This is a genomic window from Oceanobacillus sp. CAU 1775, assembly GCF_054482815.1.
This window is the reverse complement of record NZ_JBTLRO010000006.1, coordinates 126,212-152,927: the sequence shown is the minus strand read 5'-3', so window position 1 is coordinate 152,927 and position 26,716 is coordinate 126,212. Positions and strand designations below refer to the sequence as shown.

Genomic DNA, 26,716 nt, shown 5'->3' with positions numbered 1-26,716 from the left:
GACATTTCTCCCTTTTTCCCTTTTCTTACGTGTCATTTTCGGAAAATTGTATTAAGATGAAATATAACTAATACTTATTATTGAGGTGAACAGGATGACTTCTTCAAAAATTAAAGCAGAGCAATTAGACAAACAAGATGCGCTACATCATTTTCGCGAGGAATTCTACATCTCTCCTGGCCAAATCTATTTCGATGGTAATTCTCTTGGCCTCCTATCCAAACGAGCAGAGAAGACGCTTGGAGACTTATTAGATTCTTGGAAAACAACTGGGATAGATGGCTGGACGGCTGGCGAAAATCCTTGGTTTTATTTATCTGAAAAGCTTGGAGCAATGACTGCTCAACTTATTGGAGCAAAGCCAGAAGAAGTGATTACTACTGGATCGACAACAACAAATCTCCATCAAATACTAGCTACATTTTTTAAGCCTGTAGGTGATAAAAACAAAATCTTGGCCGATGAATTAAATTTCCCATCAGATATATATGCGATTCAAAGCCATCTTAAGCTAAAAGGTCTCGATCCAAAAGAATATTTAGTACAAGTAAAAAGCAAAGATGGTCACCTCCTAAGTGAAGATGACATTATATCCGCAATGACAGATGATATTGCTCTTATTATACTTCCTAGTGTTCTCTATCGTAGTGGGCAATTATTAGATATAGCGCGCATAACAGATGAAGCTCACAAACGAGGGATATTGGTCGGCTTTGATCTCTGTCATTCGATCGGTGCAATTCCTCACCAACTTTCTGATAGTGGTGTCGATTTTGCTTTTTGGTGTACATATAAACACTTGAATGCTGGCCCTGGTAGCGTTGGTGGTATTTATATTAACGAAAAACATTTTAATACAACTCCTGGACTTGCAGGCTGGTTTGGGTCAAATAAGGAAAAACAATTTGATATGGAACATACTTTTACCCCTGCAGCTGATGCAGGTGCTTATCAAATCGGGTCACCACATGTTTTAAGTATGGCTCCTTTGCTCGGTTCATTAGAAATTTTTTCGGAGGCTAGTATTGAAGCAATTCGGAAAAAGTCTTTAGCACTCACAGACTTCTTTATTGAATTGGTAGAAACTGAATTAAAGGATACAAATCTTATCATCCGCAACCCTATAGATAATGTAACACGTGGTCCACATATTTATTTGGAACATGAGGAAGCTGCTAGTATATGCAAAGCTTTAAAAGCACGTAATATCATTCCTGACTTCAGAAATCCAAATGGAATAAGACTTGCACCAGTCGCACTTTATAACACTTTTACAGAAGTATATGAAACGGTAGTAGTACTAAAAGAAATCATGGATAATCAGGAATATAAAAACTTTGATAATAAAAGAGGTGTCATTGCCTAATGACCAAATGGATAGATATAACCCAACCGTTGACAAATCAACTCGCACATTGGCCAGGTGATAAGAGTTTTAGCTATAATCTCTCTTTTACGAAGGAGCAGACTGGATCTGTTAATATAGGTGAAATAGCAATGAGCGTTCATAATGGTACACATGTTGATGCTCCATATCACTATGATTCTGAAGGAAAAACAATTGACGAGCTTCCACTTGAGCTGTATATCGGAAAGACCTTAGTTGTTGATGTTAGTTTTACAGATATTATTGATGAAGCAGCTTTTAAAACAATTGATTTAAAACAAGCAAGTCGGGTGCTATTAAAGACTTCCTTACCAAATAATCCAAATCACTTCCCGGAGAAAATGCCTGTCATTGACCCAAGCTTAGCCTCCTTTCTTGCAGAACAAGGAGTAAAATTACTTGGAGTGGACATCCCTTCAGTGGACGTAGTCGAAAGTAAAGAACTGCAAACTCACCATGCTTTATATGAACATGGAATTTATATTTTAGAAAACCTCATGCTTGATGAATGTGAAGCTGGTCTTTATGAAATGATTGCCTTACCATTAAAAATCATCGGTGCAGATGGTAGTCCAGTACGTGCAGTCATTCGACCAATAACAAAGGAGAATAATAATGAATAAAGATAGCAGTAAAATTTTCTCTGAAGAAAAAGAGATTCACACAGATTTTCAAAAGAATATGTCTTACGATGATTATCTCGCACTAGACACATTACTTATGAGTCAAGTTCGCAAATCTGACCATCACGATGAAATGCTATTTATTATTATTCATCAAGTAAGTGAATTATGGTTAAAATTAATTATTCATGAAACGGAAGCTGCAGTAAAAGCTATACAGAATGGTGATTTGCAAACCTCGTTTAAAATGCTTGCACGAGTATCAAAAATTCAAGCACAAATTATTCAAGGTTGGGATGTTTTATCCACGCTAACACCTAGTGAGTATATTGAGTTTCGCGGAGAATTAGGCAATGCTTCAGGGTTTCAGTCTTATCAATATCGCTTAGTGGAGTTTATCCTTGGCTATAAAACTCCACATATTCTTGATATATATAAACAAGATGCTAATTTATATCGCCGTTTGGAAAAAGCATATAATAATCCTGGCTTGTATGATGTAGCTATCCAAGCAGTTGCTAAAGCTGGCTTTCCAATTAATCCTGATGTTCTTGATCGTGATTTTTCGAAGACCTACGTGAAAGATCAATCCGTTGAACAAGCTTGGCTCATTATTTATAGAAATACAGATAAATATTGGGATTTATATCAACTGGCAGAAAAACTAGTAGATATTGAAGATTGGTTTCAACAATGGCGTTTCCGTCATATGAAAACAGTCGAAAGAATTATCGGCCATAAAACAGGCACAGGCGGCTCATCAGGGGTTGGCTATCTAAAAAAAGTACTCGACCACTATTTCTTTCCCGAACTATGGGAAATTCGTACACAATTATAATTATAAATTCTAATATTATTTGAAGCATTAGGAGGCAAAACATTGCAACTTGTTACAGTTGATTTTGATGGAACATTATATCAAGGAGACTCTTTTAAATTAATGTTTAAAGCTGGAAAGAAAGAATTCGGAATAAAAGAGTGGCTTACTATCATCATAGGATCATTGCAAGCAATCATTCTAGGCATTTTTAAAGGTAAAAATAGATTACGTATACATTTCTTTAACACCTTTGCTAAAACTTTCAAAGGAAAAACGGAAGCAGAGCTTTCCTCCTTCTTTCATCATCTTATAGTCGAAGGAGAGGCTGATATTAATCAAGACTTAGTTAAAAAAATTCATGAACACCAAAACAATGGCAATCAAGTCATGATTCTTTCAGGTGCACTTCGCCCCTTCCTCGAGGCACTCACTGATAGGATTGGGCTAGATGTTACCATTGTAGGAACTGGATTAGCTTTTGATAAGCAAGGTAGATGTACTGGGGCTACTACTAATATTATTAATGGGGAGAAAAAAGTAGAAGCAGTTAAAGAGTGGTTTAAGAAAAATAATGTTTCTCATGCCGATACTAAAGTATGGGCCTATGCTGATAGCGAAAGCGATATTCCTCTTCTACACTTTGTTGACTATCCGATTATCGTCAATCCAAAAGATAAAATGAAAGAAGTTGCTACAGCAAATAATTGGCCAATCTTTAATGAAAAGTAAAAAATGGTAATGCTCACTCTCCTGAGCATTACCATTTTTATTTAAGCATAAGAAATTATAGAAATTGGACTTTGTGGATAAGTCTTTGTGTGAAGGACAGCCACGTCCGGCTCCAGCGCTAAAGCGGCGATCAAACTTCGCACTTCTACAGATCAAAGCGATAAATCAATTCAAAGTTATCTTCATCTAGTAATTCTGCGATATGCACGTGAACTCCATGGCCAAAAATTACTTCCGTATCAGTCAAAGCAACAACCATCGCTTTCGTGTTGTTACGTTTATCGATATAAATATCTCCAACGTATGGCTGTAAAGTTGTATCATTTTCTGCTAGATAGGAAATTGACTCATCCTGAATACGTTGCTCCTCGGGAACAAGATTTTTATCATAGTAGGCAATTTCCTGACTTGCATCTTTTCTTCCCGGTACCAAAACAACATACTCATGATGCTTTACTCCATTATCTTTTGTAGTTGTTACACTACCGTCTTCTACTTGCGCTACTTTTTCAATTTCATTTAAAGAATAATGATCCAATAAATCTGGGGCAGGTTTTGTGATTAAGATATAATCACCAGGCTCTGGCTTTTCATACTGGTCAATTGTATATCTCTTTCCATAAAAGATAAATGTGTCATTATGCTGCGGCCGATAAAGTTCAATCTCACTTGCACGTGTTAAAATCTGCTCCATATCTTTCAAACGATACATATGTACAGACTGTTTAAACACTGGTTTCACCGAATATACCTTATGCAATTCATTTTTATAAAAAACGAATTGGCCTTTTCTAACCTGAAATAATTTCATAGCGAACCTCCATAAAGTCATACTAACGAATAGATTTGGATACATCTTCAATATACCCAGATTCAAGAATAAATATCATGAAAGCCTGTCTACTCTTCGTCAAATGCTTCAATCATAAGTGAAAGTTCTTCCCAACGTTCCATTTTCTTCTCTGTAGCTTCACGTAATTTCTCTAGTTCTGCATACTTTTCTTGAACCTTCCCAGCATCACTGCCAGCATCAGCAATGGAAGTTTCTAATTTCGCAGCTTGTTCTTCCATTTCCATAATCTCATCTTCTATAGATTCCCATTCTTTTTGTTCCATATAGGATAGTTTTTTACGTTTTTTAACTTTAGTAGATTTTTTCTCTTCCGTCTGCTGTGTAACAACTTCAGTCGGCGCTTCCTCTAAATAATCACTATAGTTACCGTAATATCTTTTTGTTTTTCCATCACCGGTAAAAACAATCAATCTGTTAACCACTCGATCTAAAAAGTAACGATCATGAGAAACCGTAATTACTACACCTGGGAAATGTTCTAGATATTCTTCCAAAACACTTAATGTCTGCGTATCAAGGTCATTTGTCGGTTCATCTAGAAAAAGCACATTCGGCTCTGTCATCAATATTTTTAATAAATATAATCTGCGCTTTTCCCCACCAGATAACTTTTGGATATATGTGTATTGATCTCTTCTAGAAAATAAAAATTGCTCGCAAATCTGTTCTGCAGTAATGACGGAACCATCAATTGTGTGAATGACTTCTGCCGTCTCTTTGATGTAATCGATAATTCTTTTAGACCCATCTAGTTCCTCGTCACCTTGTGTGTAATAGCCAATTTTAACAGTTTCTCCAATATCAACTTCTCCAGAAACTGGTTTTACACGACCAGCTATGATATTTAGTAATGTCGTCTTACCAGAGCCATTTGGTCCAATGATACCAATTCGATCATTTGGGATGATTAATTCATTAAATGAATCTAGTAATTGCTGATCCCCAAAGCTCTTAGAAATATCTTGTAGCTCAATTACTTTTTTCCCTAAACGAGTCGACCCAATTTTGAAATGCACATCGTCTTTGCTTGTTTGAAAATCTTTTTCTTTCATCTCGTCAATTCGGTCAATTCTAGCCTTTTGCTTTGTTGAGCGAGCACGTGCACCTCTTTGTAACCAAGCAAGCTCACGACGTAAAGTGTTATGATGTTTAACTTCACTACTTCTTTCAAGCTCTTCTCTTTCCGCTTTTTTCTCTAAGAAGATTTCATAATTACCTTCATAAATATAAAGATTTCCTTTATCAAGCTCAAAAATACGATTCGTTACACGATTTAAAAAATAACGATCATGGGTAACAAGTAAAAGTGCGCCTCTATATGACTGTAAAAACTTCTCTAACCACTCAACTGTTGAATTATCAAGATGGTTTGTTGGTTCATCAAGGATTAATAAATTCGCTGGTTGAATCAGTGCTTTGGCAAGTGCAACTCTTTTCTTTTGTCCGCCAGATAGATCTTGAATTTTCTTATCAAAACTTGTGATTCCTAGTTTTGTTAATATCGTTTTTGCTTGGGTATTTGCTTCCCATGCTTCTTCTTGATCCATTTCCTGTTGTAGTTTAATAAGCTTATCTTGTAAGGCTGTATCTGCTGCATCCTTTTGTAAATCCATCAAAGCTTGTTCATAGCTTCGCATTATCTTCATGACTCGTGCTTCACCATAATAAATTTGCTCAATCACCGTAAGCTCTGGATCAAGTTCTGGTTCTTGTGCTAGATATTCAATTTGATAATCTTTCGCGTGTTTGATTTCACCTGACTCTGCGCTTTCAATTCCTGCAATTGCTTTTAATAACGTGGATTTACCTGTACCATTTACACCGATGAGTCCTATTCTCTCTTGCTCTCCGATGGTAAAGGTGAGGTTATTGTATAGGATTTTATCTCCATATGATTTATATATATTTTCTGCTGTAAGCATCTAAAAACCATCCTACTCTGTTTTTTCTTTTTTAATTCTAATAAGATTTTTCACTACCATAACAACCAAGAATAGAAACCAAGATGTTACAACGTAAAAAATAATTTTACTTGTATCGTTCATTTCATTGAAAAAGAACAACATACCTACCCATATAACGCCGATCATAGCAAGTTGAGTTACTAATAACTTCATACTTCATCTCTCCTGTTCAAATACATGTCTAAAACTTAGTTTATCTTACTAGCACTTAATTTTCCATATATTAAGAAGTAACATGAACGCTTCCATAAAAAAAGAAGCCTTAGTTAGCTTCTCACTCTTTGTTTTATTATTTTAATTAGGATTCTGCAAGGACGTCATGGTATTCAGCTGTGTCTTCCATTTTTTGTTTTGCATATACACATAACGGTTTAATTTTTTTATTATTACTTCGGGCATATTGAACGACTTCTTCTAGCAGTTTGCCTGCGATTCCTTGTCCGCGAAGTTCATCTGAAACATATGTATGGTCAATAACAACTAATTGTTTTCCTGACTGAATAAATGTAATTTCAGCTAGAGGTCGCTTAATACTCTCACCAATATAAAATTTATTCTCAGCTTTTTTTATCTCAGGCATTCCGATCCTCCTCAAGTTTCTTTACTTTATCTATTATACATTAAAACGATTTACTTGTATGCAGTACAATGAAGCTTCTACACTCTTATTAGCCTATCCTTTAATTATATAATAATGTACTATCTTCTGTTAAGCTAGTAGATGAAGGGAGTTTTTATCATGCAAAAATTAATATTTGAGTCTGCTTGGGACAAAACAATCGCTCCAGAAGATCGATTAAAAATAGAGACATTATTTAACGAAACCAAAAATGACCCTGCTGAGGCAATTAAACCTCTACCAATCAGTCAAGCATATAACCATAAAGAAGATTTACTTGTTATTGTATTAATTCATAACTTTACCGACAAAGAATTTACGTTTGATAATTTAGATGTTGTTTATAAAGAAGGCGATAAAGAAATTGCAGCACATCATTTTACTTTTTCTAATCTAAAACTACCCGAAAAAACGAGTATGCCTTGGACTTTTATTTTCCCAAAGGGCACTCAAATAAGTCAAGCTAAACTAAATGATGGAACTTTAATAATTAATTAACCCACTCACTCCAACTACTTGGAGTGTTTTTTTATTTTTTATAGAAATAATATTGACAGTTTAAATTCCACCTGTTATGGTTATACACATAAGTATATAACCATATGACCATGACAGCTAAGGAGGTCTGAATTAGTGAAAAACCTTTTTACAGAAAACAAACCAATCTATATTCAAGTAAGAGAACAAATAGAAGATCAAATTATTAACAAACAGCTTAATATCGATGATCAAGTACCTTCTACAAATCAGTTAGTGAATTTTTATAAAATTAATCATGCAACTGTTTCTAAAGGTATTAATCAGCTTGTTGATGAGAATATACTTTATAAAAAAAGGGGAATCGGAATGTTTGTTCAAGAAGGTGCTAGAGAAAAACTTTTACAAAAACGCCGTGAATCTTTTGTGGAAGAATATATCGTTACACTCGTACAAGAAGCCAATAAGTTAGAAATTACAAATGAAGAAATTCTTAACTATATTAAGAAAGTGAAAGGAATGAATAAATAATGAATATAAAAGCAAAAAGTCTCCATCTATCTTATGGAAAAGAGAAAACCTTAAAAGATATCTCCTTTGAAATCACAGAGCCGAAAATATATGGATTACTTGGGAGAAATGGTGCAGGAAAAACTTCTTTACTATCGTTAATTGGTTCTTTTCGAAAACCAACTTCAGGAGAATTGTACATTGCAAATGAAAAACCATTTGAAAATGCACGGATCATGCAACAAGTAACCTTTTTATATAACAAAGATATGACTGGGGAAACAGACTCACCAGCAGCAGCGATTGAAGACCTCCACAGGTATCGACCTAATTTTGATTTAGAATATGCAAAAGAGTTACTAAAAAAGTTCAAACTCGAAAATGAAAAAGCTTTATATAAACTATCAACAGGTAAACAATCTGCTTTTAATGTTGTTGTTGGATTAGCAAGCCGTTCACCAATTACAATCTTTGATGAAGTTTACCTTGGGATGGACGCTCCAGCACGCGATCTATTCTATAAAGAATTATTAAAAGAGCAAGAACGTCATCCACGAATTATTATTTTATCCACTCACCTTGTGTCTGAAATGGATTACTTGTTTGATGAAGTAATTATAATTGATCAAGGTAAGTTACTTTTACATGAAACACATGATGAGTTAGTAAGTCGAGGTGTCACTATTGTTGGTGACAAAGAAAATGTTGATAATTTTAGTCAGGACAAGAAAGTCTTAAATGAAGAAAGCTTGGGAAATACAAAGTCAATTACCCTTTATGGTACATTGTCAGATCAAGAACTAGCAGAAGCAAAAAGTCTTGGCTTGAGTGTTGGTCCAGTATCTTTACAAGACTTATTCATTCAATTAACAAACGAGGAGGAGATCTAAACAATGAAACCAGTATCTTATCAAAGAATCGGCATCGATATGTTTCTTGTACAAATATCCTGGAGCTATTGGTTTTTAGGGATAACCCTAGCTGTCCACCTATTTCGCTTAATATCTCCAACTGAAGTGGATACTTTTTATAGTGGTGGTTATATATCAAGTAATATCTTTATGCTCATTATTGGTATTCTCGCTATTAGTTTCTTACGTTATTATGTTGAAAATGGAATCACAAGGAAAAATTACTTTTATGGAGGTTTAATAGGAAGTGTCTTACTTTCTGTTGCGCTACCTATATTGATATATATCCTTAGTCAGCTCGAAAGGTTCATTGTAAGTATTTTTACTAACAAGGTTTTTAATTCAAGCACATTAGTGGATCTTGACGTGGATGTCGAAGGTAATTTCCTTGGTGAAATTATTCTATCGGTGATTTTAACACCATTTGTGAGTGCAGAACAGAATCTAATTCTTTCACTATCCCTGTTCAGTCTCAATATCTTTATTTTCTATATCGTCGGTTGGCTAATTGGTTCAGCATTCCAAAGATTAGGCGTAATTGCAGGGATAGTCATCGTCTTTGTAGGTATGGCAGTTATTGCAGTCAAAGATTCCATGATGCGAATTGCATTAGATATGCCACTTTATGAAAACTTTATGTTCTTAGATTTTGTTCCAAAAGTATTAGCCATACCAGTTATCTTTATAGTCATGATTTTGGTCATAGCAGCTATTCGACTTTTAACAAGAAGTTTAGCCTTGAAAATATAGTAGTTAAACAAAAAGGATGGGGTTTTTATTTCCCCCATCCTTTTACTTTTGTATGTCGATCAATTATCAGGTTAAATTCATTTATTTATTCTGATTGTCTTCTTTCTTCTTTTCAGGTCGATCCACTTTTAACTCTCCAGACATTTCTGTTTGATATTGCAAGACATGCTTCCTTTTACTTTCCTCATTGGGTAATACAAAGTTTTGTAAATATCGATGGAAAATAACTTCAAATAGAGCTACTCCAATTGTCGCTAATAATGTTACGGTAAAAACGTTATCAATCGTAGTCAAGCCACCTACGAATACATAAATAATTATCCCTGCTAAAACAAAATCTGCTAATGTTGCTACAAAGTTATTTGTTTTGGGTAATATAATCATGTCGCCAATTAAATAAGCAGCCACGCCTAATACTGCGGACAGAAGAAGTACTTCACCAAACTCCATTCCGTATATTAAACCTAAGATTATATATAAAAGAAAAAACGAACCTACAAACTTTATCAATAAAGCCTTCACATGTTTATTCATCTATTTTCCTCCTTCATGAAATTTACTGTTCAACTAACCTATATTTGAAATTATTTCTCAAACCTATCTTGTGCATTTACACTTTAGCTTATGCTTTAAAGTTTATTCATTTTTTAAAGAAGACCCTTATTAAGTAGTCTTATATCCATAAATTGGTCGCTGATAGAGAGCAATAATCATGGTATAATATCTATCTATTTTAGAATAGAAGGAGGATGTCGCATGGCAAAGAAAGCTTTAGTTGTTAAACAACAAAAGCCACAGAAATTTGCAGTTCGTGAGTATAGTCGCTGTAAGCATTGCGGCAGACCACATAGCGTATTAAAGAAATTCAATTTATGTCGTATCTGCCTTCGTGAATTTGCATATAAAGGTCAAATACCAGGGCTTAAAAAAGCTAGTTGGTAATGTAAATGAAGGTTTAATATAGCTTTAAGATTAGGATTCACTGCATAGAAAAAGAGCCTGGTCATCTTTTAAGATGATCTAGGCTCTTTTTTGTAAATTGCATGACTTAGAGTTTAATACTCTCCATGAAACAAAGTTATTAGTTAAAAACTTTTACTTGAATATCTGTATCAATATGTTCTTTCTCGCCAACCTCTTGTTCAATCGATCCGAATGGCATTTGTGCAAGCATCTCGTAAGATTCTGGAAGGTCGAACATTTCTTTTGTACCTTTATCGAAACCTTGTTCATAACCAACGTTGAAATGTTGTAAGCTTGCGCCTAGGTTCATTTCAGCTAAAGCTAACCAAACACCATATTGTGCGTTCGCATTATTGTTTTGTTTATAAGCTTCTTCACGAACTCCTTGTGCAGGCATTTTTTCTACTGCATCTTTATCTTCGAAGAATAATACGGTACCAATTCCATTTTTAGCACCAGTCATAATTCCTGACATCATATCCCACATTTCACCTTCAAGAACGTTCTTTTGAACATCGTATATATGGTTCCAGAATTTCTCGTTTGCTTCATCGAATAATACAACTACTCTTGTTGTTTGACTGTTGAAAGCTGTAGGTACTTGTTTAACTACCTCGCGAATTCTATTTTCGATATCCTGTTTTGAATACTCACTATCCGTTCCTAATGCATAAATCGAACGGCGTTTTTCCACTAATTCTACAAATGTTGACATATGAATTCTCCTTCTGTGTTGAAATATATTTGGCTTATCTTATGCTTTTTCGTTTTACGTATAATAACCTCTAACTTTGAGCGAGAGAGGTTTATTGTTTAAATCATATAAAAGCTATCTGTTTTTAGCCACTTGAATATTGTAGGATAATTTATATTGTTTATCAAAGTTACTGCCTCGGGTTTCATTAGTTGAAACTTTTAGTAACATTTAATGTAAAAATAGGAAGGCCTGAATCAAAGTGCTTTAACACTTTGATTCAGGCCCTATTTATATCTATTTATTACTAACGATTTTGGTTATTTTGTCGTTGGTTCTGGTTGTTACGGTTTTGGTTATTACGATTTTGATTGTCGTTGAAGTTGTACTCATCAACAAACTCGTTTTCATCTGCAAATTCTACGTTAACATTTTCTTGGTTTTGATTGCGTTGATCATCGTTACGATTTCTCTGATCATTACGGTTGTTTCGCTTGTTGTTATTGTTGTTATCCATCGACGTACCTCCTATAATATTTTCAAGGAAATCCCATCTGAAATTATCTAAGTTGACGATAACTCCTGATGTATTTTCCCTTCATTATTGTATCCACTAATTAAAATTTCACTCATGAATTTAAAATATTAGCTCTGTTAAGGTTCCATCGTATTTGCGATCTGAATTAGTCCTTGTTCAAGTAATTCTTGCTTAATTTATGTTACGCCCATAAAATATCTCCTCCAAAAATATCTTAATACTATATGAAAGCCCATAAAGTTTGTGAAACATCTCTTAAAATCGTATCAAAGAATGGGTATTTGCATACCATAGCAAGGGTATAAGCGATAAAAATAAGGGTGGTAATTTTATGGATGAAAAATCACATAGAGAAGAAAATTCCAGACAGCAAGATGCAAAACAAGAACAGTTAGATCAATTCCGTGTCCAAAACGCTGGAAAGCCAATGACAACTAAGGAAGGAAAAAAGATATCTCAAGACCAAAATCAGTTAAAAGCTGGAATTCGTGGGCCTTCACTAAGACAAGATTATGAGTTTTTTGAGAAGATGTCTCATTTTAACCATGAAGAAATACCAGAAAGAGTCGTTCATGCTAGAGGTTATAGTGCGCATGGAGAATTTGAATGTTATCAGTCCATGAAACATGTAACAAAGGCTGGGTTTTTACAAGAAGCTGGGAAAGTGACACCATTAACCACTCGTTTTTCAACTGTACAGGGTCCTAAAGGATCTTATGATACTGCAAGGGATTTACGCTGCCAAGGGGTTAAACTTTACACAGAGGAAGGAAACCTGGATTTAACTACAATTGCAATGCCAGTTTTAATAAATCAGGATGCGATGAAATTTCCAGATGCAATGCATGCCTATCAATCAAAACAAGATGACGACATACCAACAGCTACTGGTGCACATGATACTTTCTGGGATTATGTAGCCAATAATCCTGAATCCCTTCATATGGTTACTTGGATTATGTCGGATCGAGGGATTTTAAGAAGCTATCGTATGATGGAATCATGGTCGATAAACACGTATCTATTTGTTAATGATCAAGGGAAAGCAACCTTTATGAGATATGTTTGGAAGCCTGTTCTAGGCGTACATTCCTTGTTGCAAGATGAGGCAATAAAACTTGGTGGGATTGATCCAGACTTTCATAGGAAAGATCTTAGAGAAGCAATAGATAATGGGTTTTATCCAGAATATGAATTAGGTGTACAGCTTATCCCTTTAGAGGATGAATTTAAATATGACTTCGATGTATTAGATCCTGCTAAATTTTGGCCAGAGGAACTTATACCTGTTCAAATTATAGGTAAGATGACATTAAATCGAAACATCGATAATTACTTTACAGAATCGGAGCAAGTTGCGTTTAACCCTGCGAACGTTGTACCTGGAATTGATTTTTCAAATGACCCTGTGTTACAAGGTAGATTAATGGCATATCGCGATACACAGCAACATCGACTAGGAAGCGCCAACTACGATCAACTTCCAATTAACCGACCACTCTGTCCATTTCATAATAATACAAGAAGAGGCTTTATGAGATACCGAATTGATGTTGACGAAGTAGACTATCATGAAAACTCATTAGCAAATAATACTCCATATACCGTTCCTCCAGAAGAAGGTGGCTATGAGTCCTACCCTAAGAAAGTTGAAGGACATGTTATTCGCGCTCGAAGTGATTCGTTTAAAGATTACTTCTCACAAGTGCGGATTTTCTGGAATAGCCTAACACCTGTTGAACAACAACACACCATTGAAGCATTTAGCTATCAACTTGGAAAAGTAAAAAGTGAATCTGTACGCCAACAAAATGTAGATTTAATCGTAAATGTAGATGAAGAATTAGCTACAACTATTGCAGATAATATTGGTGTTGCACCTCCAAGTGGTACCCATGTTCCAGTTTCCACTAGCTATCCTTCGTTAAGTCAATATTCCACACCAAAATATGCTGCAACGCTTAAGGTTGGTGTATTGGTTGGGGATGGATTTGATTCCAATGAAGTGATGGGAGTACTCAATGATTTACAACAAAATGGAGTTTTCGTTGTTGTCGTTAGTGATAAACTTGGTAAAGTAAAAGGCAATAATGGTAGGGAGTTAAAAGTAAATATGACCTTCCTAACAGCAAGCTCTTACTTGTTTGACTCTATTTATGTTGTTGGAGGAAATTCTAAAAACTTAACTATGGTCAAATCAAATATCGTTGATTATGTACACCATGCTTATAAACATTATAAACCAATTGGTGTGGCATCAACTGGTCAGGATTTTGTACAATCAGCACCTGGAAATAATTTAGCTGGTGTGGTCTTTGCTGCAAATAATCCAAACTTCGGTAAGGATTTTGTGACTGCTATAGCTGTACAACGCTTTTGGGATAGAAAATAACATTGAAAAATGCAGAAGTTATAATACCTTCTGCGTTTTTTATAATCGTATGGACTGAGAAAAAAATCTTTTTATTTAACTATTGTCACTGGGCAATGAGCATGTTTCATTATTTTATGACTCACACTACCGAGCACCATTTCTTGGAAGGTATTTAAGCCACGGCTTCCGATGACAAGTTGATCAATCGACTGTTCTTTTACATATCTTATAATTTCTTGGCTTGGATTTCCCTTAAGTATAGTAACTTTTACTTCTACTTCAACGGACTCTGCAAGTTCTCGTATTGGCTTCAATTTTTGCTCACGCTTTAATGCTAAGCCTTCTGAGTTTTGCGCTAATAAGTACTCATCTTTCGCTTTGTCATGATTCGCAACATTAATAATTTCCAAATGCGCTTCTGGTAAATATTGAGCAAGTAAAATAGCATGTTTTACTGCTCTGAACGCATTGTCTGAACCATCAACGGCTACTGCAATTTTCATTCCAATTCCTCCCTATGTGAATTGTTGATATAATCGCTCACTTGAAGAATTTAATCCAACAATATTTACTGTTACACCCTTTTTCTCAAGTTGCTGTCTTAGTTTCAATACTGCTCCTACCGCGGATTCGTCCCACAGCTGACTATTTTCAAAGTCGATGGTTATCTTGCTTTCTGTAACATCTTCAAATGCTTTCAAAAACTTTGTAGTCGATGCAAAGAATAAAGGACCTTTCACACTGTATACCGCATTCTTTTTTGTCACAGTTACACGCGAAACCTTCGCAACAAAAAATAGTGCACTTAAAATTACACCTAGGATAACACCAATCGCTAAATTATTTGTATATAAAATAATTGCAACCGTAGCAAGCATGACAAGTGTTTCTGTTCTAGGAGCTTGTTTCATAAATTTAAATGAACCCCAGTTAAATGTTGTGAAACTCACCATTATCATGACACCTACTAGCACAGGCATCGGGATTTTGACGACAACATCACCTAAAACGATAATTAAAAACATGAGAAACGCACCTGCTATAAAGGTAGATAACCTACCACGACCACCCGATTTAATGTTGATAACAGATTGTCCAAGCAATGCACAACCCGCCATCCCGCCGAAGAATCCAGTGAAGAAGTTAGCAATCCCTTGGCCACGAGCTTCTCTATTTTTATTACTTGATGTATCAGTCATTTCATCTAACACTTGAGAAGAAAGTAATGATTCCAACAAACCAACTACTGCAAGTGCTAATGAGTAAGGTAAGATAATCATTAATGTTTCAAAGTTCAATGGAATATCTGGGAAGAAAAAGGTCGGTAATGTACTCGGCATCGTTCCGAGATCACCAATCGTTTGTAATTTCACACCACTGAAAAGCGCAATAACCGTCATAAAGATAATCGCAATAAGTGATGCTGGAATTGCTTTAATAAACCTAGGAATGATATAGATAAGTGCTAACGTCACACCAGCAAAAACATAGGTCATAACGCCCCCACCTATTAAATAAGGCATTTGCGTCATAAAAATCATTATTCCTAGTGCATTTACAAATCCTAACATGACAGAATTTGGAATAAAGCGCATCAAGTTCGCTACACCAAATATCCCAAATAAAAATTGAATGAATCCTGTTAGAATGGTAGCTGCAAGTATATATTCTAAACCATGTGTTGCCATTAAGTTAACGAGCACTAGTGCCATTGCTCCTGTTGCTGCAGAGATTAGTCCAGGGCGTCCTCCGACAAACGCAGTAATGACCGCAATTGTAAATGAAGCGTATAATGCGACACGTGGATCCACACCCACAATAAACGCAAAAGCTAAAGCTTCAGGAATAAGCGCCAGTCCAACAACAATACCTGCTAAAATATCAGCACGTATATTCCCGAACCACTCTTGTTTCAATGTATGCATCCTGTTCCCCTTTCATTAATACAAAAACTTCTAATAAGCTTCCGTGAATGTTAAAATGTACATAATATAAACTATCATATCATTTTAACTCCCAAAAGGTAAGAGTTTTGGGGGTCAGGGGGTTCGAAATTGAAATACGGCTATATCCGTCCTATTGTTAATGATCAGCAAGGCACCAATCAACTGAATGATATCCTTATTGATAAGTTATTTAAAGAAACGCACGGACTTGCGAAGAAAAGAATTCAGCTTGAAGACTTATTAATGGCTGTTCAAGAAGGTGACGAGCTCTTCGTACAGAACATCGAGGTATTAGCTGATTCGTTGCAGCAGCTATTAGATACTTTACGGTTAGCAAAACGTAACCAGGTCACCATTCACTTCATTGATGAACAACTTACGAATAAGACAATTCAAGAGGTTTCGTTGCTTCAAGGAGCTACTTTTTTCTCGGAACTGCAAACGACCTTTTTAAGACATTCTTCTACATTTTCCTTGCAAGCCTTGAAAGAACAAGGAAAATCAATTGGTCGCCCACCCAAGTCAGATAAAAACTTACAAACCGCTTTTACAATGTACGATAGTAAAAAATATACTTTATATGATATAAAAGAAGCTACTGGAATAAGTAAATCTACACTATATCGTTATTTGGATAAACGATCTACTGAACTATTCGATGAAACAGAGTGATTTTTTATTCATATTACCTAACAATTATAATTTAGATAATTAGAGCGTTCTGATTTGCTCCCCTAAATGAGGAAATAAATCTGTGTTATTTTAGGGGAGTATATGCCTAGAACTTTTTCCATATTATGAACCCTTTAAAGTCTAGTATTGCAAACAAACTAATTATTCATCACTACCACGATACCTCTTGTATGGTAATGAATTCCATGTACGATATTTTAAATCTTCAGGTCGCAATGGACTTGGTAGATCGTCTAATATTTTCTTAGCTACTTCTAACTCTCGCATCGCCTCTTGTTTATCTTGGTACATAAATTCATCAGATGTTGTTTCTGCTGCCCTTTCCACTTTCTTCTCTAAATAATCCACCACCATTTCTTGATGTTTATGAAGCGTTTCACGTGCGTCCTCCACCCATTCTGGTTGAACGGCACGATTGATATCCGTTACATGGCTATATTCCTCATAAATTTCTTTATAAATTCTATCCCCATTTTCACGTACATCAGTAATTGCTGTTACTAAATCTTCTATTGTTAACTGCTCCACCTCACGCGGCACTTCTCTTTTCGCACCGCCAAGCCGTGTACGATTTAAATAATACGGAAAGATACTTTTAATTGTCTTTCCAACTGGAGCAATTGCTATTTTATCGCTATCTATTCCTTTTGGTTGAATTCCTTGCATCGCAATTCGTGCGGATTCAGGACGAACAATCTCTTTTGGTGGTAGCATTCCATAACGAAGCAATTCTCTAATTCCTGTACCAGATATATTTATTCGATATCTCTCGTCATGTGGACAGCTATGCTCTGTTGCAGCACTATCACAACGTGTACAGTAAAATACTTCCTGAAATAATCGAATATCAATTCCTAATTCTTCAGGTGTGAAACGATCGAATATTGTATGACTTGCATATTTATCATAGTATTCTCCAATACCTGCATGATCTCGGCCTATCAATGCATGGGTGCATCCATAGTTTTTCATAATCAAAGCATGCAACACTGCTTCTCTTGGACCTGCAAATATATATGTTACTCTTAATGGAGCAAGAATGGTTCGTTCTTTTGGATAATAAGTTTCAAGTACACTACGATAAGCTAACATGCGAAATTCATGACGTGTATATTCTCGTTTCGCCATTTCTACTAGTGGCTGAACAAATAATCCGTCTAGCTCCTCTAGCGCATTTCGATGAATATATTCATGTCCTCGATGCAACGGGTTTGCTCCAGTAATAAAGCCGCCAACTGTTTTGAATTTCTTCTCTTCATAAAATAAATTCCAGGTGTCCCTAGGCTCCATTCTAATATCTTCAAATGGTCCCCAATGAACTCTTTTTAATAATTCAATCGTTCCACCTAATGCAGTGTCGCCCATTCTACGATAAATCGCATCAACTCCAGGATGATCACGGTCTTCTGTATCAAAAAGATGCCTTGCACGAAATGCGCGGTCGTAATTGAAAATATCATCTATTTTTAAAATCGCAACTGCTTCTTTCGTATCATCTGCCAGTACAATCTCATCACCTACGTTTAGCGATTGAATAATTTCTTTATTTTTATCACCTATAGGCGCAAAGCTTAGCGGCACGGGCCAGACAACTCCATTACTCAATCTGCCTTCAGTAAGAACAGATTTATAATCTGCCTCATTCATAAAACCTTTATTTGGCGATAGTACACCTGTTGCAATCATCTCAATTGTGATAATTGCTTCTAAATCTATTACAATCATTGGTAGCTCTTTTGCTCTTGCTTTAGCATTTTCTAACTTCTTCCCTTTTAACACTTGATTTATCAAAGTTCCACCGTGTGGCTGTTGTGGGTAACTATTCATCTTGTTTTCAATTGAAGTATTAGATGACATGAAAATCCCTCCTTTTGATATCTGTAAATTCTATTTATTACGAATATAAAGGAATAGTTCGGATATGTAAAGAGTTATGATGATAATCGAAACAAAGAAAAAAGTGATGGATATAATTTCTATCCACCACTTTTTTTACTTATAATTATACAGTTACTTCTTCTTTTATTTTCTTTTTAAGCCATGGCTGAGATTTCCAACGTCTATATGCAAAGACACCTCTGAACCACTCGTCAACACCCTGAGCAAGCCACACACCAAGAAGTCCTAATCCTAAGGCAATACCAAAAACATAACTAAGGGTTACCGCTATTCCCCACATGGAAATAATTCCGATGATTACCGGGAATCTCACGTCGCCAACTGATTTTAATGAACCCATTAAAACCATATTTACAGCTCTACCAGGCTCGATAAAGATAATTGCCCATAACACTGGAATCGCTACGGCAATAATCATTGGATCGCCGGTAAAGATATTCAGTAAACGATCTCCTGTAAAAGCAATAATGAATGAAATAACTACAGCAACTAAGAAAGCGATACGCAACGTTTTAAGCCCACGCTTCAACGTCTTTTCGTATAGTTTAGCTCCAATATAACGTGCCACTAATATTTGTGTACCTTGAGAAATCGCCATGGAAAACATAAAGCAAAACATCGAGATATTTAAAATATAAACTCTTGCTGCAAGAGCTGCATCCCCAATAATTGCTACAAAACTAGTAATCACAACTTGAGATAATTGATAGGATAATTGCTCCCCTGCAGAAGGAACTCCAATACTCATCAGGTTTTTTGTATTTGTTTTATCAATCTTAATTAAATCGCTTAGGCTGAACTTTATTGCAAGACGTCGTTTAACAAAATAGAGTAAAGCAAATAACAGAAAAATCCTTGCGATAATTATTGTCACAGACACACCGACAACTCCAGTAACGGGGATTCCAAAGAAACCGTTTATCGCAATGAAGAAACCGATAATACTGATGACATTCATAATAATCGTCACAAACATTGTTTCTCTAGTATGCCCATGACTTCTTAAAATCGCACTTAAAGATAAGGCAACCGCTTCGATACATAGCGAAAGTCCTGTCACAGCTAAAAACGTTAATGCGTATTGATATACTTCACCACTTAAACCATAGAATTTTAAAAAGGTACCTCCAAATAAAAATACTATGATGGTCATTAATATTCCAATCCAGAAGTTCAATCCAAATGCAGATCTTGCGATACTTCTGGCGTCTTTTATTTTATTTGCGCCTAGGTTCTGTCCGATAAGAATGGTTGCTCCGATTGCAGTTACATTAAAAATCAGAATAAATATATTCATAATTTGGTTGGCTACCCCAACTCCTGCAACAGCATAGTCAGAATACCCACTTAAAATTAATGTAGCAAGAATTCCTACACTCATGTGAAGAGATATTTCAATGAATAAGGGCCAAGTAAGGTTAAACAATGACTGGTCTTGATATTTATTTGTTTCTGTTGTCAATTTCTTTCATTTCTCCTTCACAATACAATGGCTGAAACATCACCTAAGTATACGTAGTGTAAAAATATTAATTCACTAACGAACGAAAAAAGACCGCCCGAGAATACGTAATATTTACGTGTTTCCGAGACAGTCCCATCTGCATTGGTTTGTTCCACTAGGCTTCCCCTAGCAAGTGGTTTTAATTATTCTTTTGTCCATCAAAATATTATATCATGTTTATATAATTATTGTATAGCTTACTTGCTCAATATTTTTTCATTTTTTGACACTAATGAATGAAATTCTTGCCAATCGGTAAGTCTTAAAAAGTCTTTATCTTGATTATAGGACTGGTCTTTTAATATTAATGTCATATCTAAATCTACTAGAGATTCTAAAATCGTTGCCTTATCATCTACATAGTAATCAAGATTTAAGTCAGCAATAATATCTACTTTCTCATGATCTTTCATTCCATAAAAGAATTGGGTGTCTTCTACGGGGAATCCCTGTTCTTTTAACCATTCCCGAGACCTGATGCCATGTTCTTTTGGTCTCGCTGTAATGTAGTAAATGGAATGTCCTTGCTTTTCTAACTCATTAAGTACTTCTAATGCTCCAGGATAAGCAGGGCAATTCGTGTAATAAATCTGTTCAAGAGAGCTATCCCACATTTCTTTCCCTTCTTCATTTGTTAATCCAAAGGGCTCGTGGATTTCTACTCTATTTAATGCATGAAAAACATCTAATGATAAGTCTTGTTTTAATTTTTGTTTGTATATTTGAAAAGCATGCTCTCGCAAGTTTATTAATGTATCATCAATATCAAAACCAAAATTCATTTCTTTATCCCTCGATTTTATGAACTTTATATAGAATGTTGATAAACTGAGTCTAAATAATTATGAACAGTGTAATTAATTTAGCAGTTATTAATTGCGAGCATACCCACCGCTCCGGGAAAAACGTTTAGCTTAAGTATTTAAAGTATTTTGGAAGACAATATAATAACATACTTTGTAACTAATATAATAAATGCATGATGTTATTAAAAGCTCACTTTCATTTATGGTGTGTATTTACAAAACAGAATTCAAAAAGCAAAATGTAAATATTCGCAGGGAGTAACCCCGATGCACCGAAGCTCACCAGCCTCCTTAGGATGCGCGAATGTGCATCGGGCTACGGACTTCCGAGCGATAGTTGGGTATTTTATAATTACACCAATCAACACTTTCTATTAACTACCTATTAGTTATATTCCGGGTAGCCGATAAATTTAAAGTCTTCACCAATTTTTATGATGTCTGTATTGGTTAATTCAATTGCGTCTTTCATTAGTTCAAAGCCAGTACCTTCTAGGAAGGTTGGGGCGTCTTTTCCGCCGACTAATTTGGGAGCGAAATAAAGTACCACTTTGTCAATTAATTTATTTTCTAAGAAAGAAGCATTAATATTACCGCCTCCCTCAATAATTAAGGAAGCGACACCTTCTTCACCTAATCGATCAACAACTTCAACTGGGTCTACCGATTTCTCGTTATTCGTAATAAAGACTCTGACACCAAGCTTTTCTAAAGCGTCTTTCTTTTCTTTATCATATTGTTGACTAGTAAATACCCAAGTCTCTGCTTGCTGGTCAGTTACTAGTTGAAAATCTAAAGGTATTTTCAATGCAGAATCCATTACAACACGGATTGGGTTGCGTCCATTTTGAATACGAGTTGTTAATGCTGGATCATCTTTTAAAGCGGTATTAATCCCAACTAAAATTGCCATGTTTTCATTACGAAGAACATGGACATCTTCTCTGGACGCTTCAGATGTGATCCACTTGCTATTAAATGTATGTGTTGCAACTTTACCATCAAGTGTGATCCCTGATTTAAGTGTGATAAAAGGTTTTTTTGTCGTAATATATTTATTGAAAACTTCATTCATGTTTCTTGATTCTGTTTCTCGAATTCCTGTAACTACTTGAATTCCAGCATCTTTTAAAATTCTCACACCATTACCTGCGACTTGCGGATTTGGATCAAGTGTTGCAATGACAGCTTTTTTAATCCCAGCAGCAACAATTGCTTCAGCGCAAGGGCCTGTTCGTCCATGATGGGAGCATGGCTCAAGGGTCACATATATTGTTCCACCCTTTGCTAAATCTCCTGCCATTCGTAAAGCATGGATTTCTGCATGTGGCTCTCCGGCTTTTAGGTGAGTTCCGACTCCGACAATTCGATTATCATTCACAATGACGGAACCAACAAGCGGATTAGGATCTGTCTGTCCCTTCATTGCCTTTGCGTTTGCCAATGCTAAATCCATGTAAAACTCATGATTAATCATTTGGACATGTTCCTTCCACTTGCATATGACCAGACTTTACAATTTTTGTTTCCAAATATTTTTTATTATACTCCGAAATATCGCCCCATAATGAAGTTCTTCCTTTAACATCCATTCCTGACGCATGCAAGGCTGATAGTTTTTCTGGGTTATTCGTAATTAAAGTAACTGGTTTCGAACGAAGGTTTTTCATTACTGTGATTGCATCTTCATAATTTCTTAAATCATTATCAAAACCAAGGCTTTCGTTTGCTTCAACTGTATCATACCCATTTTCTTGGAGGACGTATGCCATCGCTTTACTAAATAAACCAATCCCACGGCCTTCATGGTTTGCTAGGTAAAATAACGCACCTGCACCATTTTCTTTAATTTTCTTCATGGATTCCTTCAATTGGAAACCACAGTCACAACGCTTACTGCCGAAAATATCTCCCGTATGACAAATAGAATGCATTCTAATTAATGCCTCATCTGCTTCTTCAAAATCACCGTATACAAGTACACTTGATTGCTGATATTCCGCTAAGTTTGCAGAAGCCAGCTGATCAATAATCTTTTCATAATCCTTGGTTACTTCTTCATACTTTAACCAAGAGTACCACTCGAATATTACTGTCTCTCCATATAAATTAACTGGTAACTGTACAGGACCAACTAAGTAGATCGCTTCACCATTCGTCTCAATTAATTTTATTTTATCTTTTAAAACCGCTAAGGTCTTTGATTCTAGGTTTAATTTTGTCATCTTTCTTTCTCCTTCCACAATACATACCTTAGTATAGTGAAAAATTACACAAGCTTCAATTTATCTTTCTCGGAAAAGCAAATTTTTATTAAACTAATCGTATGATTAATCTATGACAGTTGGTATGCCTTGGATTAGGCACAAAAGTTTTAGCATGAGAAATGCATTTATTTATCGCTTTTACCTGCGACTCCATAGAAAAATATTTTCGTTAAATCTTCTGTAATTGGGAGGATTGCTTCAGCCATTGTGTCTCGACGGATGTAATCGGCAAACATTTGGATATAAAATAAAATCGCTTCATCCGAAATACCCTTATCAACATAGCCTTGTTCCTTGCCTTCCTCAAACAGCTTCATAAAGCTGGGCAAAGCCTTTTCGCTATAAAACTGCTCAATATAATTACTCTCACTATTATATTCCAACATAAAATAATTGAAGAAATCTTCATTGATTTCTCCAGCAACCATTCTTTTATCGAATATTATTTTTTTAATCTTTTCAGGAAAAGGAATATCACTTTTAAATAATTTCTCATATTCCTCCCAAATTACGTTCACGTAATAAATAATAACCTCTTTAATTAAGTTATCCTTGCTTTCAAAGTAATTGTATATCGTCACCTGTGATACATTTGCTTCTTTGGCAATTTCAGCAACAGATACTTTTTGGATACCATCTTTTATAAATAAAGCTAAAGCTGCTTCTAATATATTTTGTTTTTTTAATTTTTTTCGACGTTCAAAACCGTTCATAAAGCTCACCTCACTATTTATTTTAATAAAAGTTTTGAAATATAACAACCAAAACACTACAAAACTATTGCATATATGAATATTTAGATATATTATGAACTTAAGCAAGTGATTTAGTTCATAACTTTTATTTGAGTAAGGGGAGGAGAATGAGTATTGTCTATTTTAGAAGTGAAGAATCTTACAAAGCATTTCGGTAAATTCAAAGCACTTAATGGCGTGAATATTGAAGTAAACAAAGGCGAGGTCTATGGATTTATCGGCCCGAATGGTGCAGGTAAGTCTACAACTATTCGTATCTTACTTGGAATCTTGAAGGCTACGGAAGGTACGGCAACTATTTTTGGCCAGGATGTTTGGAAAGATGCCGTGGATATTCATAAACGCATCGCTTATGTTCCAGGTGATGTAAATCTTTGGCCAAATCTAACCGGTGGGGAGGTTATTGATTTATTCCTTAAATTGCGTGGAAGTAATAAGAAAAATAACCGTGAAGAACTAATAAAGAAGTTTGACCTTGATCCAACAAAGAAATGCCGTACCTATTCGAAGGGTAATAGACAAAAGGTAGCTTTAGTTGCAGCATTCTCTTCTGATGCTGATCTTTATATACTAGATGAACCGACTTCAGGACTTGATCCTTTAATGGAACAAGTATTTCAACAATGTGTATTAGAAGCAAAAGCTGCTGGAAAAAGCGTTTTGCTTTCAAGTCATATTCTGTCTGAAGTTGAAAAACTATGTGACAGAGTAGGAATTATTAGACAAGGTGAAATGATAGAAACTGGGACTCTAGAGGAATTGCGTCATATCACTAGGACAAAGTTCGTTGTGGAAACAAAAAGCCCAATATCATCTTTACATGAATTAAAAGGGATTCACGATATAAATAAAGATGGCCTTACCCTTTCTTTTCAAGTAGATACAGATGAATTGGATACGGTAATTAAACATATTAGTCAATTTGGGATTGTAAAATTAGAAAGTACCCCTCCAACATTAGAAGATTTATTTATGCAGCATTATAATAAAGACGGAAAAGTGGCAGGAGGAGCATCCTGATGTTTCGTTCGGTTACTAATAACACGTTCACACTTACCAAATTCATTTTACGATTGGACCGCGTTCGGTTACTTTTATGGTTAGTAGGAATTATATTTTTTACACTGATTGTTCCAATTGCGTTTGATGGGATGTATGCATCACAGGAAGAAAGAGATGTCATGGCTGAAACAATGAATAATCCAGCTATGGTTGCAATGGTAGGTCCAGGAGATATTGAAAATTATACAACTGGAGCGATGACTGCGCATAATATGCTACTTTTCACTGCAGTAGTAGTAGGGTTAATGAGTATTCTGCTTGTAGTTCGGCATACAAGAGCCAATGAAGAGGATGGCCGAATTGAAATGATAAATGCGCTGCCTGTCGGAAGATTAGCTAACTTAAATGCTACGCTCATTGCGCTTGTAAGTACATTTATTATACTAGCACTCATAACTAGCTTCGGGTTATATGCTCTTGGAATTGAAAGTATGGATCTTGAAGGGTCCTTACTTTACGGTGCTGTCCTTGGTGCGACTGGAATATTTTTTACAGGACTGTCTGCAGTAATCTCACAAATTTTCGTAAACTCACGAAGTGCAACAGGGATTTCTATTGCAGCTTTACTAATAGCTTATCTCTTACGTGCGATAGGTGATGTAAGTAATGAAGTATTATCATTCATATCTCCACTTGGATGGATCACGCAAACAGAGGTTTACTCAAGCAATCACTGGTGGCCAGTCCTTTTATTAGTTGGTTTTGGACTTATTTTATTTATCGTTGCAAATTATTTAAATGCTATTCGAGACTTAGGATCAGGATTTATTCATGCCAGACCTGGTAGAAAAAATGCTTCAGCTCTTTTATTGTCCCCATTAGGGCATGCATTTAGACTGCAACGGACTGCTTTCATTTCCTGGGCAATTGGTATGCTTGTTTTGGGTGCTTCCTATGGTTCAGTAATGGGAGATTTAGAATCATTTTTTGAAGGTAACGAATTACTCGAACAAATGCTAATCGCAGAAGAAGGGTATTCTTTAACAGAACAATTCATTCCCATGTTAATGCTAGTGATGGGAATACTTGCAGCAATTCCACCAATCATGGCGATGAATAAGCTACTTGGGGAAGAGAAAAAGAATCGAATCGATCATTTACTTGCAAGAGCAGTCTCACGTTCAACGTTAATTGGAAGCTACTTAATCATCTCCCTTATTAGCGGATTTGTGATGGTTTCGTTCTCAGCTATTGGTCTTTGGTCAGCTGCAGACGCTGTAATGGAGGAAGGTTTTTCACTTGGAACAATTTATGAAGCTGGCATCGTCTATTATCCAGCAATACTTGTAATGATTGGTTTTTCAGTATTTTTAATTGGGTGGCTTCCTAAGTTTTCTGCTCTTGCTTGGGTCTATCTTCTATATTCATTTGTTGTGTTGTATCTTGGTGGGCTCTTCGATATGCCGGAATGGATTGGAAAGCTTTCATCCTTTAGTTACATCCCACAACTACCCGTGGAATCAATGGACTGGGTACCTATCATTCTATTAACGTTTATCGCTGTATTATTAATGGTGTTAGGTTTTATTGGATATCGTAGGAGAGATATTGAAGGGTAAGGTAAATCAAACG

At 35.5% G+C, this 26,716-nt stretch carries 28 protein-coding genes; 13 read left to right on the top strand and 15 right to left on the bottom strand.

The genetic code is table 11. The features are described 5' to 3' along the window. Nucleotides 1–94: 94 nt before the first annotated feature. From kynU to ACXYMZ_RS12040, 4 genes are read left to right on the top strand one after another with little or no spacing between them, the layout of a single operon-like run. Entirely contained in the window at nt 95–1,366 is a 1,272-nt protein-coding gene (gene kynU, locus ACXYMZ_RS12055; protein ID WP_458948653.1) for a kynureninase, read from the top strand. Continuing rightward, complete coding sequence (gene kynB / locus ACXYMZ_RS12050; RefSeq protein WP_458948652.1) at nt 1,366–2,010, top strand: arylformamidase; 645 nt, start codon at nt 1,366–1,368, stop codon at nt 2,008–2,010. The genes kynU and kynB overlap by 1 nt, the downstream gene beginning before the upstream one ends. Continuing rightward, nucleotides 2,003–2,848 (top strand): tryptophan 2,3-dioxygenase, encoded by an 846-nt coding sequence (kynA, locus tag ACXYMZ_RS12045; RefSeq protein ID WP_458948651.1) that lies wholly within the window; start codon nt 2,003–2,005, stop codon nt 2,846–2,848. The genes kynB and kynA overlap by 8 nt, the downstream gene beginning before the upstream one ends. Before the next feature lie 42 nt (nt 2,849–2,890). Next, nucleotides 2,891–3,559, top strand: a complete 669-nt coding sequence (locus ACXYMZ_RS12040) for an HAD family hydrolase (protein WP_458948650.1) — start codon at nt 2,891–2,893, stop codon at nt 3,557–3,559. 145 nt (nt 3,560–3,704) lie between these two features. Here ACXYMZ_RS12040 and ACXYMZ_RS12035 read toward each other — a convergent pair whose 3' ends face one another. From ACXYMZ_RS12035 to ACXYMZ_RS12020, 4 genes are all read right to left on the bottom strand, one after another. Then, on the bottom strand, nt 3,705–4,370 hold the full coding sequence (locus ACXYMZ_RS12035) for a hypothetical protein (RefSeq protein WP_458948649.1): 666 nt from the start codon (nt 4,368–4,370) through the stop codon (nt 3,705–3,707). An 89-nt stretch (nt 4,371–4,459) separates the two neighbouring features. Beyond that, nucleotides 4,460–6,334, bottom strand: a complete 1,875-nt coding sequence (locus tag ACXYMZ_RS12030) for an ABC-F family ATP-binding cassette domain-containing protein (RefSeq protein WP_458948648.1) — start codon at nt 6,332–6,334, stop codon at nt 4,460–4,462. Between the two features lie 12 nt (nt 6,335–6,346). Beyond that, a complete protein-coding gene (locus tag ACXYMZ_RS12025; protein ID WP_458948647.1) occupies nt 6,347–6,529 on the bottom strand; it encodes a hypothetical protein in 183 nt (60 codons plus the stop codon). 145 nt (nt 6,530–6,674) lie between these two features. After that, entirely contained in the window at nt 6,675–6,956 is a 282-nt protein-coding gene (locus tag ACXYMZ_RS12020) for a GNAT family N-acetyltransferase (protein ID WP_458948646.1), read from the bottom strand. Nucleotides 6,957–7,115: 159 nt separating this feature from the next. On the opposite strand from ACXYMZ_RS12020, the gene ACXYMZ_RS12015 reads away from it, so the two are divergent. The 4 genes from ACXYMZ_RS12015 to ACXYMZ_RS12000 all read left to right on the top strand — a co-directional run bounded on the left by ACXYMZ_RS12015 (nt 7,116) and on the right by ACXYMZ_RS12000 (nt 9,643). Next, entirely contained in the window at nt 7,116–7,493 is a 378-nt protein-coding gene (locus tag ACXYMZ_RS12015) for an SLAP domain-containing protein (RefSeq protein ID WP_458948645.1), read from the top strand. A gap of 135 nt (nt 7,494–7,628) precedes the next feature. Next, entirely contained in the window at nt 7,629–8,003 is a 375-nt protein-coding gene (locus ACXYMZ_RS12010; RefSeq protein WP_458948644.1) for a GntR family transcriptional regulator, read from the top strand. Next, nucleotides 8,003–8,872 (top strand): ATP-binding cassette domain-containing protein, encoded by an 870-nt coding sequence (locus ACXYMZ_RS12005; protein ID WP_458948643.1) that lies wholly within the window; start codon nt 8,003–8,005, stop codon nt 8,870–8,872. The genes ACXYMZ_RS12010 and ACXYMZ_RS12005 overlap by 1 nt, the downstream gene beginning before the upstream one ends. Before the next feature lie 3 nt (nt 8,873–8,875). Beyond that, the gene (locus ACXYMZ_RS12000) at nt 8,876–9,643 is read left to right on the top strand and encodes a hypothetical protein (protein WP_458948641.1); all 768 of its coding nucleotides are present in this window, start codon (nt 8,876–8,878) and stop codon (nt 9,641–9,643) included. Between the two features lie 81 nt (nt 9,644–9,724). On the opposite strand, the gene ACXYMZ_RS11995 is transcribed toward ACXYMZ_RS12000, so the two are convergent. Beyond that, complete coding sequence (locus tag ACXYMZ_RS11995) at nt 9,725–10,177, bottom strand: YndM family protein (RefSeq protein WP_458948640.1); 453 nt, start codon at nt 10,175–10,177, stop codon at nt 9,725–9,727. A gap of 222 nt (nt 10,178–10,399) precedes the next feature. Here ACXYMZ_RS11995 and ACXYMZ_RS11990 point away from each other — a divergent pair, with 222 nt between their 5' ends. Continuing rightward, nucleotides 10,400–10,585, top strand: a complete 186-nt coding sequence (locus ACXYMZ_RS11990) for a type Z 30S ribosomal protein S14 (protein WP_458948639.1) — start codon at nt 10,400–10,402, stop codon at nt 10,583–10,585. 139 nt (nt 10,586–10,724) lie between these two features. Here the strand turns inward: ACXYMZ_RS11990 and ACXYMZ_RS11985 are convergent, their stop codons facing one another. Both ACXYMZ_RS11985 and ACXYMZ_RS11980 read right to left on the bottom strand, forming a co-directional pair. Continuing rightward, nucleotides 10,725–11,321 carry a nitroreductase family protein gene (locus tag ACXYMZ_RS11985; RefSeq protein WP_458948637.1) on the bottom strand — a complete coding sequence of 199 codons (597 nt, stop codon included), beginning with the start codon at nt 11,319–11,321 and terminating at the stop codon, nt 10,725–10,727. A gap of 286 nt (nt 11,322–11,607) precedes the next feature. Next, nucleotides 11,608–11,817: a hypothetical protein gene (locus ACXYMZ_RS11980; RefSeq protein ID WP_458948636.1), complete on the bottom strand. Its 210-nt coding sequence runs from the start codon at nt 11,815–11,817 to the stop codon at nt 11,608–11,610. Nucleotides 11,818–12,169: 352 nt separating this feature from the next. Here ACXYMZ_RS11980 and ACXYMZ_RS11975 point away from each other — a divergent pair, with 352 nt between their 5' ends. Continuing rightward, a complete protein-coding gene (locus tag ACXYMZ_RS11975) occupies nt 12,170–14,230 on the top strand; it encodes a catalase (RefSeq protein ID WP_458948635.1) in 2,061 nt (686 codons plus the stop codon). Nucleotides 14,231–14,301: 71 nt separating this feature from the next. On the opposite strand, the gene ACXYMZ_RS11970 is transcribed toward ACXYMZ_RS11975, so the two are convergent. Then, nucleotides 14,302–14,715, bottom strand: coding sequence for a universal stress protein (locus tag ACXYMZ_RS11970; protein WP_458948634.1), 414 nt, complete (start codon nt 14,713–14,715; stop codon nt 14,302–14,304). 12 nt (nt 14,716–14,727) lie between these two features. Next, complete coding sequence (locus ACXYMZ_RS11965) at nt 14,728–16,137, bottom strand: SulP family inorganic anion transporter (RefSeq protein WP_458948633.1); 1,410 nt, start codon at nt 16,135–16,137, stop codon at nt 14,728–14,730. Between the two features lie 129 nt (nt 16,138–16,266). On the opposite strand from ACXYMZ_RS11965, the gene ACXYMZ_RS11960 reads away from it, so the two are divergent. Further along, complete coding sequence (locus ACXYMZ_RS11960) at nt 16,267–16,830, top strand: recombinase family protein (protein ID WP_458948632.1); 564 nt, start codon at nt 16,267–16,269, stop codon at nt 16,828–16,830. A 162-nt stretch (nt 16,831–16,992) separates the two neighbouring features. On the opposite strand, the gene ACXYMZ_RS11955 is transcribed toward ACXYMZ_RS11960, so the two are convergent. The 6 genes from ACXYMZ_RS11955 to ACXYMZ_RS11930 form a co-directional block, all read right to left on the bottom strand. Next, nucleotides 16,993–18,708 carry a sulfate adenylyltransferase gene (locus ACXYMZ_RS11955; RefSeq protein ID WP_458948631.1) on the bottom strand — a complete coding sequence of 572 codons (1,716 nt, stop codon included), beginning with the start codon at nt 18,706–18,708 and terminating at the stop codon, nt 16,993–16,995. A 145-nt stretch (nt 18,709–18,853) separates the two neighbouring features. Then, complete coding sequence (locus ACXYMZ_RS11950; RefSeq protein WP_458948630.1) at nt 18,854–20,212, bottom strand: MATE family efflux transporter; 1,359 nt, start codon at nt 20,210–20,212, stop codon at nt 18,854–18,856. Nucleotides 20,213–20,451: 239 nt separating this feature from the next. Beyond that, nucleotides 20,452–21,057 carry a 5' nucleotidase, NT5C type gene (locus tag ACXYMZ_RS11945; RefSeq protein ID WP_458948696.1) on the bottom strand — a complete coding sequence of 202 codons (606 nt, stop codon included), beginning with the start codon at nt 21,055–21,057 and terminating at the stop codon, nt 20,452–20,454. 388 nt (nt 21,058–21,445) lie between these two features. After that, complete coding sequence (gene ribD / locus ACXYMZ_RS11940) at nt 21,446–22,537, bottom strand: bifunctional diaminohydroxyphosphoribosylaminopyrimidine deaminase/5-amino-6-(5-phosphoribosylamino)uracil reductase RibD (RefSeq protein WP_458948629.1); 1,092 nt, start codon at nt 22,535–22,537, stop codon at nt 21,446–21,448. Beyond that, entirely contained in the window at nt 22,530–23,285 is a 756-nt protein-coding gene (locus ACXYMZ_RS11935; protein ID WP_458948628.1) for a GTP cyclohydrolase II, read from the bottom strand. The genes ribD and ACXYMZ_RS11935 overlap by 8 nt, the downstream gene beginning before the upstream one ends. Before the next feature lie 167 nt (nt 23,286–23,452). Then, nucleotides 23,453–24,040 (bottom strand): TetR/AcrR family transcriptional regulator, encoded by a 588-nt coding sequence (locus tag ACXYMZ_RS11930; protein ID WP_458948627.1) that lies wholly within the window; start codon nt 24,038–24,040, stop codon nt 23,453–23,455. Nucleotides 24,041–24,196: 156 nt separating this feature from the next. Between ACXYMZ_RS11930 and ACXYMZ_RS11925 the strand changes: the two genes are divergently transcribed. Beyond that, nucleotides 24,197–25,102: an ABC transporter ATP-binding protein gene (locus tag ACXYMZ_RS11925; RefSeq protein ID WP_458948626.1), complete on the top strand. Its 906-nt coding sequence runs from the start codon at nt 24,197–24,199 to the stop codon at nt 25,100–25,102. Then, nucleotides 25,102–26,703, top strand: a complete 1,602-nt coding sequence (locus ACXYMZ_RS11920; RefSeq protein ID WP_458948625.1) for an ABC transporter permease — start codon at nt 25,102–25,104, stop codon at nt 26,701–26,703. The genes ACXYMZ_RS11925 and ACXYMZ_RS11920 overlap by 1 nt, the downstream gene beginning before the upstream one ends. Nucleotides 26,704–26,716 lie beyond the last annotated feature (13 nt).